We start from the raw sequence: 13,745 nt of genomic DNA, 5'->3' as shown, positions 1-13,745 counted from the left end.
GAACGGGCCTACTCCCTGCCGCAGTGGAGGAAGAGGTGGGGCTCCGGCACGGCCTCGGGATGGTCGGGGGTGAACAGCACGTTCTCCTCGGCCAGCACGGTCAGGCCGGCCCCGGTGACCACGTCGACGAGAGCCTCGCCGGCGAAGCTGGTCACCCGCACGGGCTGCCCCATGAACACGGCGTCGACGCCCGCCACGTCCACCGGAACGGTGGCGAGCGCGAGACTGCCTCCCGGCCGGAGCGCCCGGGCCAGCCGCCCGATCAGCTCGGACTGCTGCGCCCGGTCCAGCTGAAGCAGCGAGAAGTACACGCAGACCGCGTCCAACGAGCTTTCTTCCAGAGGAAGTTCACGTGCGTCGAGGCACCGGAACTCAGCCTCGGGCACCTGCCGGGCGGCCAGCTCCACCATGACGGGGGAGACGTCGACGCCGAGCACGTGGTGGCCCGCCCCGGCGAGGGTCTCGGCCGTCGGCCGCCCCGTGCCGCTGCCGACATCCAGCACCCGACCGCCCGGGGCGAGCCGCCCCAGCAGCCACTCCAGGGATCTGCGGTGCGCCTCCGAGTGCGCGAACGCCTTCTCGTACACGGGCCCCAGCGCGTCGAACACCCGCGCCGCACGCTGCCCGCCGTCCTCGCCGACCAAGCCGGTTCCCTTCGTGGTGGTGTGTGAGTCCCGCGCCGCCATGGTGCACCGGTCAGGACCTCGCGTTCCGGGAAACGGCCGGAATCGCATTTTCCACTACCGTAAGTAACATGGTCCAATCCTCTTGACGCGGGCCTACTGGTGAGTAGCCAAGCCCCCGGGTAACCGTCGCTTCGTTCGGAGGACCCCCCATGCCCTCGCTTGAGGACGCTCTGCAAGAGTCCCGTACCGCCTATGAGGAGCACGTACGCACCTGCCGTCAGTGCCACTTCGACATGTCGCCGTGCGCCGTCTCGAAACACCTCCTGCGCGCCTACAACAACGCCAGGCGGGCTCAGGCGCGCCCGAACTCCGCGATGCGCTGAGGGCGGGGCGGCTCACTTCGCCGACCTCGGCACGGTCACCGTCAGTTCCCGGATCTCGTAGCCGCCGATCTCGTCCTTGAACGACACCCGCGGCCGGCCGGCCATCCGCAGGCCGTCCAGTGCGAAGAGCCGGCTGAGCAGGACGTCCGCCTCCAGGACGGCGACCGCGGCGCCCGGACAGCGGTGGGCGCCGTCGCCGAAGGCGAGCCCCGCCGGCCCCGGCCCCAGGTCCCGCAGCCGGCCCGGCCGCAACAGGTCCGGGTCGCGGCCCACGACGTCCGGGTCCGCGTTGGCCTCGTCGACGAAGACGGTGAGCAGCTCACCGGCGCCGATCGACGCGTCACCGACCCGCATCGGCGCGGTGGCCCGGCGGGCCAGGCGCCCCACGGCCGGTTCGAGCCGAAGGATCTCCCGGAGCAGATCCAGCCGCTCCGGCTCCTCGGCCGCGCGGTACCGGGCGAGCAGCTCCGGGTCGTCGAACAGGTGCCAGGCGGCCACGCAGATGAACTCACGGGTGGTGACCATTCCCGCCGCCGCGTACGTCAGGCACTCACCGAGGATCTCCGCGCCCGAGCATCCCTCCGCCAGCAGATGGGAGATCAGGTCGTCACGCTTCCGCTTACGGTGCGCGCGGATCGCCGGGCGGACGTCGGCGAGATGGATGCGCAGCCAGTTCGTGTTCTGGCGCAGCAGCCAGTAGAGACCCCGGAGGCTGGTCAGCTCCGGCTGCCCGAACTCCTCGGGGAAGAAGCGCTCCAGCCTGGACTTGAGTCCCGGGCGGCTGTGGGTGAGCCCGATGATGTCGCTCACCACCTCGATCGCCATGGTGAAGCTCAGATCGGACAGCTGTGCCGTACCGGCGGCCCGGAGCGCCGCCGTCTGCTCCTCGGCCACCCGCGTCATCAGCTCGCGGTAGTGCTCGTCCACGCGCCGCGGGGTGAAGAACCGGGCGGTCTGCCGCCGCTGTTCGCGGTGCCCGGGACCGTCCTGGTAGAGCACGGGACGGCGGATACGCGCCGGCAGCTTCTCCACGGTCTCGATGCCGAGTCCGGCCTGCACCGTGTCAGTGGCGCGCAGCACCTCACGGGCGGCCGCGTACCCACGGACCTCCCACGTTCCGTCCGTGCCACGTCGCACCGGGCAGCCCGCCCGGCCGGGCTCGTGCTCCCGCTCGACCTTGCGCACACTCTCCCGTGCGTCCCCCATCGGGCCCCCATTCGCCGCACCGGACGCCAGTGTCGCCGCGCCGACCGCTCCCGCGATGCCCCATTACCGGCCACGCACGCACCGGCAGTCGGACACCACCGGGCGTGTGCCCCTCTCGCCCGGCAGGGCTCGCCGGACCTCAGGCGGGTCGGACGGCGCCGCGCAGGGCGCCCTCCCCGAACGGCAGGATCGCCTCCTCGCGGATGAACCTGCCCGGACCCGGAGCGTGGATCATCATGCCGTTGCCCGTGCACAGGCCGGTGTGGCTGAGGTCGTCGAAGAAGAAGACGAGGTCGCCCGGGCGGAGTTCGGCCAGGCTGATCCGGGTGAAGGCCTTCGCCTGGTCGATGGCGGAGCGCGGCAGCGTCACCCCGGCGGCCCGCCACGCGGCCTGTGTGAGGCTGGAGCAGTCGTAGGACTCGGGTCCCGTCGCCCCCCACAGGCACGGTCGGCCGATCTGGGCGCGGGCGAAGGCGAGGGCCTTGTCCGCCTTCCCCAGGTAGGCCGTCCCGGTGGTGCTGACCGTGACATCGGTGGGGGCGACGGCCGCAGGGAGGGCGTCGGGGAGCGGGGCGGCGGGAGCCGCGACACCGGCCGAGGCCGGATAACCGGCACCGGCGGTCAGTACGTCCGCCGCGGGGGCCTGGTAGCTCGGCATGGGCGCGGAGGGCACCGGACCGGCCGTCGCGAAGCCGGACGCCGGTACGGAGAGGGGAAGTTCGGACGTCGCGTAGCCCGACGTCGGCGTGGTGAAGCCGAGTTCGGACGTCGGATAGCCGGGCGCGGGCGCGACCGGGGCGACGACGCCGGACGTCATGAAGCCGGATTCCGTTGCGGGAACGTCGAGTTCGGACAGCGGATAGCCGAACGGCGGTGTGGTGACGCCGAGTTCCGAGGACAGGTAGTCCGGCGCGGGCGCGGGCGCGGGCGCGGAGAAGGCGGTTTCGGGTGTCATGAAGCTCGACGCCGTTGCGGCGAAGCCGAGTTCGCCGGTCGGGAGAAGTCCGTCCCCGCCGGTCGGTGACGCCGTGCCGGGGGTGGCGGCGGGCGGCCGTCCCGCCCATGCGGCGGTGATCTCGGCGCGGAACGCCTGCTGCTCCGCGGTGTCCCAGGGCTGCTGCACCGGCTGCGCCTCGGACGGCTGCGTACCGATCGTGGGCAGGACGGACGTGGCCTGGGAAGAGGCGGCCGGCGCGGACGCGGGCAGGGCGGGGGCGGTCGGCGCGGGCAGGGCCGGCACGGTCTGGGCTAGACCTCGCGCCAGCACCTCCCGGGCCGTGGCGAGCTTCCGCCCGATCTGCTCCTTGGTGTTCTTGAGCGAGGCCTGCCGGTCCGTGGGAGCGGCGGCGGGGGAGCCGGTCTGGGCGGGGGCGGCGGCCTGGGTGGGGACGGCGGGCAGCAGGGCCCTGGGTTCCTGGCGCGGCTCGGGTGCCGCGGGGAGGGCGGTGACGGCGCGCGCGGTCAGTTCCGGGACGCGTCGGGTGGCGGCCTCCAACTCCCGCACGGCGGAGCTGTCGGCGGGCCGCTCCGGAGCGCTCGCCGGGCGTGCGGCCCGGGCCGGAGGGGCGGGCCGGCGGTCGGCCGGCAGTACGGCGGGCGTGACCGGCCCGACCCTGCCGCGGGCCACGTCGAACCATTGCTTGGCCACCGCTTCGAGCGACGGATCCGTCGACCCGCGCCCGCTGTTGGCGACCGACGTGACCCTCCCGCGGGTCCTGCTCGACTGGGCGCGCGTGATGTTGTAACTGCCGGTGTCGCTCTCGGCCCGGTCGTAGAGCGAGCTGACCCGCTCCTGGATCTCCGCCCGACTCGGCTCATCGGTGTTGCTGCCTGGGGAGCGCGGGCTGCGATCCGTCGCCATGGAAGACGTACTCCTTCCGTCCTCCGCCTGCCGTTCGGCGGCGGAATCCGGGCGACCCTTGTTGCCAGGTGCCCCCAAGCCCCCTGCCCTGACGGGCAGTCGTACGGCCTGGGCGTCAACTTAGCCAACTTGTGTGGCTGGCGTGAAGATTGAAGCGCCAAATGTCCGATACGTATTCGTGACCTTCGTCTCTCGTGGCCGTCAGGAGGTTTGCTCGCTGCACGGACCGTCGCGGACCGGTCACGAACGGGGGTCGGCCGCCTCGGTCTCCGGGTGCAGGATGCGGCCCGCGTCGTCCTGGGCCAGCAGGGAGAGCAGGGCCGCCACGCTCAGCCCCGCCTCGGCGGGGTGACGCAGCACCTTGCCGGGCTCGACCCGGTAGGTGTTGCCCCGCCCTTCTCTCGTGTGGGACAGATAGCCGTCCTGTTCCAGGTCCGCGATGATTTTCTGGACCGCCCGTTCGGTCAGGCGGCAGTGTGCGGCGAGATCCCGGATGCGGGCGCTGTGGTTGTCGGCGATGGCCGCCAACACGCGGGCGTGGTTGGTGAGGAACGTCCATCCGTTGTGTGACTCGGGCACTCCATCCATGGGGCAATTGTACGGCTTAGTATTCACGTATACAAAGGCCGGAACTTTATTTCGTGTATCTGTTGACGTGTGACGGGCGGCGGGTGAATCTGGAGATGACCAGTGGACTGACCGGGGAGGCGGTCATGTCGGAACCAGCTCGTGGTGTGAACGCCGGAGGCGGCGACGCCTGCACCGGCGCGGAGGTGACCGGTGCGCGTCCCGTTCGCCGGGGTCCCGCGCCCCGGATCGGTGTCCGTCCCGACGGCGACCGTGTCGTCGTAACGGTACGGGGCGAACTCGACCTCGACTCGGCCGAGCAGCTGGCACACACCCTGCGTGCGGCGCTCGGTGCCGCGGTGGGCGGGGTCGATCTGGAACTCGGCGGCGTCGATTTCTGCGACTGCTCCGCACTGAACGTGCTGATCGACCTGCACGAGCAGAGCCTGAAACAGGGGAAGACGGTCGCCCTGCTCACGGTCGGCCCCGCCGTGGACCGGCTGCTGACTCTCACCGGCACCCGGATGCTGTTCGACGCCGCCGGCCCCCATGCCCGCAGTTCCACCGGGGCCGGCGACCGGGCCCGCGAGGGCGCGCCGGGCCGTGGTGACGCGCAGGCCGCAGCCCCGGACGAGCGCGCCCCGGACGACAGCGCCCCGGACGCCGGTGTCCTGGTGGAGGACCTGCGCATCGAGGTCGTCCAGCTGCGGCGCGCCATGCAGACCCGTCCGGTGATCGACCTGGCCCGCGGCATCCTCATGGCGTCCTTCGGACTGGGCGTCGAGGAGTCCTGGCGGGTCCTGGTCCTGGCCTCCCAGAACACCAACACCAAGCTGTACCACCTCGCCCGCGACCTGGTCGCCGCCGTACTGGGGGAACCGCCCGCGGACGCCGTACAGGAGCAGGTGGCCGCGGCGGTGGCCAAGGTCAGGTCGGAGGCTCCCTCGGTCTGACCGGACGAGGCGGCACAACCGTGACTGAAACGCTGGGCCGCCAGTACGCGGTACGCGTCCTCGCCGAGGGCGGTGAGGGTGTAGCCGCTGTCGTCCTGTTGCGCGACGAGGCCTGCCTGGGTGAGTTCCACGAGGCGTTGGCGCAGAACGCTGGACGACATCGTCCGCCGCCGCGATCGTCAGACCGGTGCCACGCTGATGTGGCGGGTGCCGGCGCGGAAGGCGTAGGGCCATGGGGCCGTCGGGCCGGGGCAGGCGTCAGCCGCTCGCGGAGTCCAGGGCCGACTGGAGCGACCGGCGGTAGCCGTCACTGGTGTACGTGGCTCCCGAGACGGTGTCGATGTCGGCGCTCTGGGCCGTGAGCGCCTCTCGGGTCAGCTGCGGGATGGCATATGCGTTGATCTGCTGGTCCCTCGGGTTCTCCTGGGGGTAGGTGACCGCGGTGACGTCGGTGAGCTTTCCGCCCTTCAGCGTGACGCGGACCTGGACGGGGCCCCAGCGGGTCTGGACGGAGTCCCCGGTGAGGGACTGGGTTCCCGTGGCGGCGGATCCGCTCGACCCGTCCGACCCGGTTGTCCCGCTCGACGCGCTGGAGCTGCTGGAGGGCGCGGGGGAGGACGACAACCCGGCGACGGCCGGCGTCGTGTGCGGCTTCAGCGAAAGCAGCAGGACCATCCCGGAGACGGTCGCGGCGCTCGCCAGCACGATGCGGCGCAGCGGGCGGTTCTTCTTCAACGTGTGCAAGACGGCCTCACAGCTCGAAGGACTCGTGGTGGATACGGCTGTCCGGGACCCCGGCGGCGCGCAGTGCCTCGTACAGGTCCTGCGCGAATCCGTGCGGGCCGCACAGGTACACGTCGTGGACGGCCAGGTCGGGTACGACCGCTCGCAGGCTCTGGGCCGTGAGGTCGGGGCGCCGGCCGTGCGGACCGTTGAGCGCGTAGTGCACCTTCGCCCCGCGCCACCGCGCGACGGTCTCCAGCTCGGCGCCCAGGGCGAGGTCCTCGGCGGTGCGGGCGCGGTAGAGGAGGGTGACGTCGCCGGGCAGCGTCTCGAACAGGGCCCGCAGCGGGGTGACGCCGACGCCGCCCGCGATCAGCAGGGACTTGTGCGCGCTCCGCCGGTCCGCGGTCAGCGCCCCGTACGGCCCCTCCGCCCACACGCGGGTGCCCGGCCGCAGCAGGCCGACGGCGGCACTGTGGTCGCCCAGCGCCTTGACGGTGATGCGCAGCCGGTCCGGGCGCGGCGGCGCCGACAGGGAGTACGGCGTGGAGGTCCAGCGCATGCCCTCGGTGAGGAACCGCCAGCGCAGGAACTGTCCCGGGCGCGCACCCATCTCGTCCAGCCGTCGGCCGCGGACGACGACGGAGTACACGCCCGGCGCCTCCCGGTGCACCGAGTCCACCCGCAGCCGGTGCCGCAGGTTCAGCCGTACCGGAGTAAGGATCCGGAACCACACCACCAGAGCCGCGACGCCCAGGTACAACGCGTACCAGGCGGCCTGAACGGGCCCGCTGCCGACGAGGTCGGACCCCAGGGCGAGCTGGTGGCCGAAGGCGAGGAAGACCGCCGCGTACGTCAGCAGGTGCGTGTAGAACCAGAACTCGTGGCTGACCCGGCGGCGTACCGCGCGGGCCGAGACGATCCCGACCGCGAACAGGATGACGGTGCCGGCGGTGGCCTTGAGCATCTCGGGGTAGTCCAGGACCACGGTGAGCGTCTCGTCCACGATCGAGGAACCGTCCTGGGCGGCGTACCCGAGCAGGATCAGCGCGACATGCGCGACCAGCAGACAGATCGTGTAGCGGCCCGCCATCGCGTGCCAGCGCGTGACCCGGTCCGCCCCGATCCGCCGCTCCAGGAGCGGGACGCGGGCCATCAGGGCGACGAGGACGGCGCAGGCGTAGCCGCACAGCAGTCCCGCGATCCGCCCGGCCCCCGTCAGCCGGCCCGCGACGCCCACGACCGACTCCGTGTCGTGCCACCACAGGGCGACGACGGCGGCAGCTCCTCCCCACAGGACGGCGAGCACCGGGCCGACGGGGGAGCGCCGTGGTACGGGAGGCGCCGGGGCCACCCTCTGTCGCGCGTGGGCCGTCGTCATCCGCATGTCCCTTCGGCTGTCCTGACGACCCCGTTCATCGGCCGTCAGGGACGACACTGTGCCGACGCAACCTCTGAGCCCGCTCTCAGTGACCGAAGGGATGACGCGGCCCAGCCGCAGGTGGGGAGGGCCGTCCAGGCGATGGGCCCCGGCCGGAGGCACGGCAGACTCAGAGCGAACTCAGAGGTCGGGAAGGCAGCTCATGACGCGGCGAGACCGCATCCTGGTAACCGAGATGAACACTTCCCGCCCCCGCGGCTCCGGCCGCCCCGCGCTGACCCGGACCGACGGCGCCCCCCTCCGGGTCCTCGTCGTCGACGACGACCCCGACCTCGCCGAGGTTCTCTCCGGCGCCCTGCGCTACGACGGCTGGCAGGTACGTACGGCGGGCGACGGCGTCTCCGCCGTCGCCGAGGCGCGCGAGCTGCTGCCCGACGCCATCGTCCTCGACATCATGCTCCCGGACACCGATGGCTTCGCAGTGCTGCGCTCGCTGCGGGCCGTACGCCCCGACGTGTGTGTGCTCTTCCTGACCGCCAGAGACGCGGTCGAGGACCGCATCGCGGGCATCACGGCGGGCGGCGACGACTACGTGACGAAACCGTTCAGCCTGGAGGAGGTCGTCGCCCGCCTGCGGGGACTGCTGCGCCGGGCCGGCATGGCCCGCCAGTCGGAGGACGGGCCGCGGCTGACCGTCGGGGACCTGATCATGGACGAGGAGGCGCGCGAGGTCACCCGCGGTGGCGAACTCGTCGAACTGTCTCCGACGGAGTTCGAACTGCTCCGCTTCCTCATGCGCAATCCGCGACGCGTCCTCAGCAAGGCACAGATCCTCGACCGTGTGTGGTCCTACGACTTCGGCGGGCAGGCCCATGTCGTCGAGCTGTACATCTCCTACCTGCGCAAGAAGGTGGACGCGGGACGCGCGCCCATGATCCACACGGTGCGGGGCGCCGGATACGTGCTCAAGCCGGTGGCCCGGTGAGGGCGGGGCTGCGAGAGCGCCTCGCACGCGGTCCGCTCCGGCGCGGGGCCGGGCGGTGGCCGACCCGGCTGCCGCGGCCGTACACGCTGCGGGCGCGGCTCACCGCCGGCCTCGTCGTGCTGCTCGCGGTCAGCTGCGCGGCCGTCGGGGTCGCGGCGGTGGTGGAGCTGAACGGCTTCCTCACCGGCCGCCTCGACCAGCAGCTGCGCGAGACGGGTGAACGGTTCCCGGCGAGCCTCGAGCACGGCGGGACCCGGCCCTCGGACCACGATGGCGACGATGGCGACACCCGTCGTCAGACAGTCGGCACCTTCGGAGCCCGGCTCGTCGGCGACACGGTCACCAACGCCGCGGTGGTGGGTTCCAGCACGGGCGCGGGCGCACAGAACGTCCCACTGGCGGCCGCGGACAGGCGAACGCTCGCCGCGGTGCCGGCCGACGGCGCAGGGCACACGATCGACCTCTCCGCGCTGGACGACTACCGGGTGATGGCGGTCCAGGGCAGGGACGGCGACGTCCTGGTCACCGGGCTGCCCACAGAGCCTGTCGAGGCAACCGTCCACCGGCTGGAACTGGTCGCCGCGGTCGTCTTCGGCGCCGCGCTCGCCGTGGCCGGCTTCGCGGGAGCGATGTGGGTGCGCTGGTCGCTGCGACCGCTCAGCAGGGTGGCCGCGACCGCCACGAAGGTCAGCCGGCTACCGCTCTCCAGCGGCGAGGTGGGTCTGTGGCCGCGCGCGCCCGAGGCCGACCCGCGCAGCGAGGTCGGGCGGGTCGCCGACGCGTTCAACACGATGCTGGGCCACGTCGAGGAAGCGCTGACCAAGCGGCACGCGAGCGAAGAGCGGCTGCGTAGTTTCGCCGCCGACGCCAGCCACGAGCTGCGCACGCCCGTGGCGTCGATCCGCGGTCACGCGGAGCTGGCGCTGCTGCACCCCGGCCCGGTACCGCAGAAGGTGGCGAGGGCCCTGGAACGCATCGAGGCCGAAGCGGCCCGCATGGGCGAGATGGTCGACGACCTGCTGCTCCTTGCCCGCCTCGACGCGGGCCGCCCCTTGGAGCGCCTGCCCGTCGACCTGACCCGTCTGGTCCTGGACGCGGTGACGGACGCGCAGGCCGCCGGCCCCGGACACCGCTGGACGCTGGAGCTGTCCGAGGAGCCGGTGACAGTGACGGGGGACGCTCACCGGCTCCATCAGGTGCTGGCCAATCTGCTGGCCAACGCACGCCTGCACACACCCGTCGGCACCGCGATCACCATCTCGCTGGAGTCCGAGGAGTCCGAGGAGCCCACGGCGGTGCTGACGGTGCACGACGACGGCCCCGGCGTCGCCATGGACGTCCAGCCCAGGGTCTTCGAACGCTTCACCCACGGGGACCGCCGTCGCACGGAGGGCGTCCAGAGCGGCACCGGCACCGGCCTCGGCCTGTCGATCGTGGCGGCCGTGGCGGAGGCCCACGGGGGCAGCGTCACCCTCGAAAGCGCCCCCGCCTCGACCACCTTCACGGTACGGCTCCCCGCGGGTGACGGGTGACGGGTGACGGGTGACGGTGGGCAGGAGACCTCTGCGGGTGCCGGGAAAGAAGCACGCCCGGTACCACCGCCCACCTGGGCGGCGATAAGGCGTATTCCTCCCGGCGCAACCGCCGCTGTCTGCGACGTCGCCAGATCAAGCACACCATTCCCGAGCCTCGAGAACAGCGGGCCCACCGCAAGAGACGCGGCAGCAGGGGTGGACGGCCCGCCGGCTTCGACAGGACGATCTGCAAACGCACGGGACCGTCACCCTCGCCTCGATCCGGCTCTGGCTCCGCCCGTGATCCGCCGGACGAGCCCCAGGCCTGCCCGGAGGGGATGCCTTCACGTCTCGGCGCGGCGGAACTTACGGTTTGTGGGTCACCCAGAGCAGTTCCGCCGGCCAGCGGTGTGCCCAGTCGGGTGGGTCGGTTTCGTTGTAGCCGTTGGGTGTTCCGAGTGCGGGCCGCGGCTCGATCAGGTCGTCGATGATGAGACCCGCGCCGCGCAGGACCTTGACCCAGCCGCCGTAGGTGAGCTGATAGCTGGTCGCGCCGTCGTCTTCGGCGATGGTGTTCAGCCCGAAGTAGTCCTGCTGCAGCGTCGTGGTCACGCGGCTGGCGGCTTCGTCGTAGCAAGCTTCGAACCATGGGCTGGCGACGTTGAACACCAGTCGCCCGCCTCGGCCCAGGACGCGTGCGGCCTGCGGGACGGCCAGGTGCGGGGGCGCCCAGCTGAGCCCGCCGAAGTCGCAGAACACCAGGTCGAAGCTCTCGGCGGCGAAGGGGAGTTGTTCGGCGGCGCCTTGCACCAGCGGGTAGCGGGCCGTTCCCATCGCGCGGGCCGCTGCGGCGAGTTGGGCTTCGGACAGGTCGAGCCCGACTACGGTGGCGCCCTCGGCGGCGAGCGCTCTGGACCACTGGCCGGCGCCGCAGCCGAGTTCGAGGACGCGCTTGCCGGTGACGTCGCCCAGGGCGTGCAGGTGCGCGTCGGGGATGGAGTACATGCCCCACAGCCGGGGTGCGGCGCCGATTTGCGGGTCGTGATCGTGCTGGTAGGCGCTGCTGATCCGGTCCCAGAGCCGCCGGTTGGCGGGGATGCTGTCCACCTGCCGACTCCAGCACTGCCTGCCGGGGGCGGTCAACACGATTAGGGCACGGGCCGGCCCTCGCCTCGGTCCGGCCCTGGCTCGGCCCGTGATCCGCCGGACGAGCCCTGGGTGAGGACCGGAAGCGAGGTCGGTCCGCGTACCAGGCGGGTGTGGCGCCAGTCGAGTTGATCCGGCGGGACGGCAAGCCGGAGTTCAGGGAAGCGGGCCAGAGTTGCGCGCAAGGCGATGTCGGCCTCGGCCTTGGCCAGGGGTGCGCCGACGCAGCGGTGGATGCCGTGGCCGAAGGCCAGGTGGCCGACGGCGTCCCGATCCAGGTCGAGCCGGTCCGGTGACGGGAACCGCTCCGGATCGCGGTTTGCCGCGCCAAGAGCGATCAGCACAGGGACGCCGGCCGGGATCTCGTTGCCGCCGAGCGTGACGGCCTCCGTGGTGTACCGGAAGGTGGCCGTGCCGACCGGCGAGTCGAAGCGAAGCAACTCGTCCAGCACGGCTGGGACGTCCTCCGGGTTGCCGCGCAGGCGTTCCAGTTCGGCAGGGTGCCGGAGCAGGGCCAGGGCGGCGTTGCCGAGGAAGTTGGTGGTGGTCTCGTGCCCGGCGACGAGCAGCAGCACGGACAGGGAGACCAACTCCCGCTCGCTCAATCGGTCGGTGCCGTCGCGGGTCGCGATGAGGCGGTCGAGCAGCGCACCACCTGGCCGCAGGCGCTTGGCGGCGACGAGGTCGGTCATGTACTCGGCCACGGCGTGCGACGCTGCGTCGATACGGTCGGGCCTTCCGGCAGCGAACAGCTCGCCCGACCAGTGTTGGACCTCGGCCCGGTCGGCTTCCGGTACACCCAGCAGCTCGCAGATCACGATGACCGGGAGGGGCACCGCCAGGTCGGCGACGAAGTCGACCTGCTTGCCGACGGGCCACCGGTCGAGCAGCGTCTCGGTCACCCTGGCGATGAACGGGCGCAGTTCGGCGACGGCGCCCGTCGTGAACGTCTTGGTCACCAGCTTGCGCAGGCGGGTGTGCTGTGGTGGATCGCTGGCCAGCATGTGGTGCGCCACCGCGGGGTGCAGGCGGCGTCGCGATTCCTTGTCGGCAAAGAAAGCGGCTGTGTTCTTGGAGAGCCGTGGGTCGCCGAGCGCCTGCCGGGCCTCTGCATAGCCGGTGACCAGGTAGCCGCTGTGTCCACTTGAGCCGGTGGACACGGCTTGCACTGGGCACGCGGACCGCATGGCCGCGTAGGCGGGATAGGGGTCTTGCAGGAAACGAGGGTCCTCGCTCGGGTCGTTCATGCTGTCGGCCTCCAGGCGAACCATTGGTCGTTTAATGTTCACACTTCCGTCACGGTTACATCACTTCCTCCTCGCGGACGCCTTGACGGGCCATCTCACCCCTTACGGTCATCTCGCACCAATTGATCTATGGGGGACACATGTCGTACAACCAGCCGCCGCCTGCCCAGCCACAGTTCGTCGGACCGGCGGCCGGGCAGCCGGGCGGCAGGCCGGGGTGGGCGCGGAAACGGATCGTCATCCCGGCGGCGCTGCTCATCTTCTTCGTCGGAGTCGGCATCGGGTCCTCCGGCAACAGCGCCCAGGAAAAGGCCGGCGCCGGCAGCCGGGCCGAGCCGCAGCCCACCGTCACCGTCACGAAGACCGCCGCGGCCGAGACGGTCAAGGACGAGGACGGAAAGCAGACGAGTGACAACAAGTCCGTGACCGACGAGGACAAGAAGGCGACCGTCCCCAACTTCGTCGGGATGGGCCTTCAGTCCGCCCAGGACAAAGCGCAGGAGGTCGGCTTCTACGGGCTCACCTCGCATGACGCGCTCGGCCGGGACCGGATGCAGGCCTTCGACCGGAACTGGAAGGTGTGCAGCCAGAATGTGAAGGCCGGCGCCTCCAAGTCCACTGAGACGAAGTTGGACTTCGGTGCGGTGAAGCTGGCGGAGGTCTGCCCGGCGAAGGACGCAAAGCCCTTGGCCGCGGAAGGCGGCAAGATGCCGGACTTCGCCGGCAAGTCGGTGAAGGCGGCTCGTGCCGCGCTCGACTCCGGTACGTCCATCACCGTGCAGGACGCCCTTCCGGACGATCGTTGGGTGCTGGTCGAGTCGAACTGGAAGGTATGCACGCAGACCCCGTCCGCGGGTGCGTCGTTGAGCGGACAGCCTGTCGCGTTCACCGCCGTCAAGTTCGACGAGACCTGCCCGTAGGCATGGCGAAGCGCCCCCGCATCAGCCGCCGGAGTGGCGATGCGGGGGAGTAGGTGTTCGAGGCCGTCGCTCGCGGTCCGGGCGGTTGCTCCGTGGTCCGTTCGAGGGCGTCGGCGCTCTCGGCCGGACGGCGACCTGCACCAGGGGTCGCGAGCGCCCTCCCCTCCGGGCTCCGCCGCGGTGACCTCGTGTGTCAGGCCCGGCGGACCGGGTCGCCGAGCCGGATCAGCCCC

At 71.7% G+C, this 13,745-nt stretch carries 13 protein-coding genes and 1 pseudogene; 6 read left to right on the top strand and 8 right to left on the bottom strand.

Going from position 1 to position 13,745, the window contains the following annotated elements; genetic code table 11:
* Positions 1–8: 8 nt before the first annotated feature.
* Complete coding sequence (locus OHU34_RS04275) at positions 9–686, bottom strand: bifunctional 2-polyprenyl-6-hydroxyphenol methylase/3-demethylubiquinol 3-O-methyltransferase UbiG (RefSeq protein WP_142267633.1); 678 nt, start codon at positions 684–686, stop codon at positions 9–11.
* Between the two features lie 149 nt (positions 687–835).
* Between OHU34_RS04275 and OHU34_RS04270 the strand changes: the two genes are divergently transcribed.
* Positions 836–1,009, top strand: coding sequence for a hypothetical protein (locus tag OHU34_RS04270; RefSeq protein ID WP_171401266.1), 174 nt, complete (start codon positions 836–838; stop codon positions 1,007–1,009).
* A gap of 12 nt (positions 1,010–1,021) precedes the next feature.
* Here OHU34_RS04270 and OHU34_RS04265 read toward each other — a convergent pair whose 3' ends face one another.
* The 3 genes from OHU34_RS04265 to OHU34_RS04255 form a co-directional block, all read right to left on the bottom strand.
* Positions 1,022–2,215 (bottom strand): cytochrome P450, encoded by a 1,194-nt coding sequence (locus OHU34_RS04265; protein ID WP_142267634.1) that lies wholly within the window; start codon positions 2,213–2,215, stop codon positions 1,022–1,024.
* Positions 2,216–2,354: 139 nt separating this feature from the next.
* Positions 2,355–4,076 (bottom strand): NlpC/P60 family protein, encoded by a 1,722-nt coding sequence (locus OHU34_RS04260; protein WP_405764826.1) that lies wholly within the window; start codon positions 4,074–4,076, stop codon positions 2,355–2,357.
* A gap of 240 nt (positions 4,077–4,316) precedes the next feature.
* Positions 4,317–4,664 (bottom strand): helix-turn-helix domain-containing protein, encoded by a 348-nt coding sequence (locus OHU34_RS04255; protein WP_142267635.1) that lies wholly within the window; start codon positions 4,662–4,664, stop codon positions 4,317–4,319.
* Positions 4,665–4,789: 125 nt separating this feature from the next.
* On the opposite strand from OHU34_RS04255, the gene OHU34_RS04250 reads away from it, so the two are divergent.
* Complete coding sequence (locus OHU34_RS04250; protein WP_405764821.1) at positions 4,790–5,596, top strand: anti-sigma factor antagonist; 807 nt, start codon at positions 4,790–4,792, stop codon at positions 5,594–5,596.
* A 258-nt stretch (positions 5,597–5,854) separates the two neighbouring features.
* Here OHU34_RS04250 and OHU34_RS04245 read toward each other — a convergent pair whose 3' ends face one another.
* Together OHU34_RS04245 and OHU34_RS04240 are read right to left on the bottom strand one after the other, a co-directional pair.
* Positions 5,855–6,340: an FMN-binding protein gene (locus OHU34_RS04245; protein WP_142267637.1), complete on the bottom strand. Its 486-nt coding sequence runs from the start codon at positions 6,338–6,340 to the stop codon at positions 5,855–5,857.
* A gap of 7 nt (positions 6,341–6,347) precedes the next feature.
* Entirely contained in the window at positions 6,348–7,700 is a 1,353-nt protein-coding gene (locus tag OHU34_RS04240) for a ferric reductase-like transmembrane domain-containing protein (protein ID WP_405764818.1), read from the bottom strand.
* 235 nt (positions 7,701–7,935) lie between these two features.
* Between OHU34_RS04240 and OHU34_RS04235 the strand changes: the two genes are divergently transcribed.
* The 3 genes and pseudogenes from OHU34_RS04235 to OHU34_RS04225 all read left to right on the top strand — a co-directional run.
* Positions 7,936–8,685 (top strand): response regulator transcription factor, encoded by a 750-nt coding sequence (locus OHU34_RS04235; RefSeq protein ID WP_142267639.1) that lies wholly within the window; start codon positions 7,936–7,938, stop codon positions 8,683–8,685.
* Positions 8,682–10,217 carry a sensor histidine kinase gene (locus OHU34_RS04230; RefSeq protein WP_405764814.1) on the top strand — a complete coding sequence of 512 codons (1,536 nt, stop codon included), beginning with the start codon at positions 8,682–8,684 and terminating at the stop codon, positions 10,215–10,217. Before OHU34_RS04235 ends, OHU34_RS04230 begins: the two co-directional genes overlap by 4 nt.
* 35 nt (positions 10,218–10,252) lie before the next feature.
* A pseudogene (locus OHU34_RS04225) lies at positions 10,253–10,503 on the top strand (IS5/IS1182 family transposase); the annotation flags it as partial.
* A gap of 62 nt (positions 10,504–10,565) precedes the next feature.
* On the opposite strand, the gene OHU34_RS04220 reads toward OHU34_RS04225, so the two are convergent.
* Together OHU34_RS04220 and OHU34_RS04215 are read right to left on the bottom strand one after the other, a co-directional pair.
* Entirely contained in the window at positions 10,566–11,306 is a 741-nt protein-coding gene (locus OHU34_RS04220) for a class I SAM-dependent methyltransferase (RefSeq protein WP_142267641.1), read from the bottom strand.
* A gap of 41 nt (positions 11,307–11,347) precedes the next feature.
* Positions 11,348–12,592, bottom strand: coding sequence for a cytochrome P450 (locus OHU34_RS04215; RefSeq protein WP_405764812.1), 1,245 nt, complete (start codon positions 12,590–12,592; stop codon positions 11,348–11,350).
* A 140-nt stretch (positions 12,593–12,732) separates the two neighbouring features.
* On the opposite strand from OHU34_RS04215, the gene OHU34_RS04210 reads away from it, so the two are divergent.
* On the top strand, positions 12,733–13,512 hold the full coding sequence (locus OHU34_RS04210; RefSeq protein ID WP_405764810.1) for a hypothetical protein: 780 nt from the start codon (positions 12,733–12,735) through the stop codon (positions 13,510–13,512).
* Positions 13,513–13,745 lie beyond the last annotated feature (233 nt).

The sequence above is a fragment of the Streptomyces sp. NBC_00080 genome (genome assembly GCF_045041255.1).
GTDB lineage: Bacteria > Actinomycetota > Actinomycetes > Streptomycetales > Streptomycetaceae > Streptomyces > Streptomyces coriariae.
This window is presented reverse-complemented; position numbering and strand designations above follow the sequence as displayed.

Bases quoted from the DNA above. Each gene is read 5' to 3' on its own strand.
- OHU34_RS04250 (WP_405764821.1), top strand. From the start codon at position 4,790: ATGTCGGAACCAGCTCGTGGTGTGAACGCCGGAGGCGGCGACGCCTGC.
- OHU34_RS04235 (WP_142267639.1), top strand. From the start codon at position 7,936: ATGAACACTTCCCGCCCCCGCGGCTCCGGCCGCCCCGCGCTGACCCGG.
- OHU34_RS04255 (WP_142267635.1), bottom strand. From the start codon at position 4,664: ATGGATGGAGTGCCCGAGTCACACAACGGATGGACGTTCCTCACCAAC.
- OHU34_RS04275 (WP_142267633.1), bottom strand. From the start codon at position 686: ATGGCGGCGCGGGACTCACACACCACCACGAAGGGAACCGGCTTGGTC.
- OHU34_RS04240 (WP_405764818.1), bottom strand. From the start codon at position 7,700: ATGACGACGGCCCACGCGCGACAGAGGGTGGCCCCGGCGCCTCCCGTA.
- OHU34_RS04265 (WP_142267634.1), bottom strand. From the start codon at position 2,215: ATGGGGGACGCACGGGAGAGTGTGCGCAAGGTCGAGCGGGAGCACGAG.
- OHU34_RS04270 (WP_171401266.1), top strand. From the start codon at position 836: ATGCCCTCGCTTGAGGACGCTCTGCAAGAGTCCCGTACCGCCTATGAG.
- OHU34_RS04260 (WP_405764826.1), bottom strand. From the start codon at position 4,076: ATGGCGACGGATCGCAGCCCGCGCTCCCCAGGCAGCAACACCGATGAG.
- OHU34_RS04210 (WP_405764810.1), top strand. From the start codon at position 12,733: ATGTCGTACAACCAGCCGCCGCCTGCCCAGCCACAGTTCGTCGGACCG.
- OHU34_RS04215 (WP_405764812.1), bottom strand. From the start codon at position 12,592: ATGAACGACCCGAGCGAGGACCCTCGTTTCCTGCAAGACCCCTATCCC.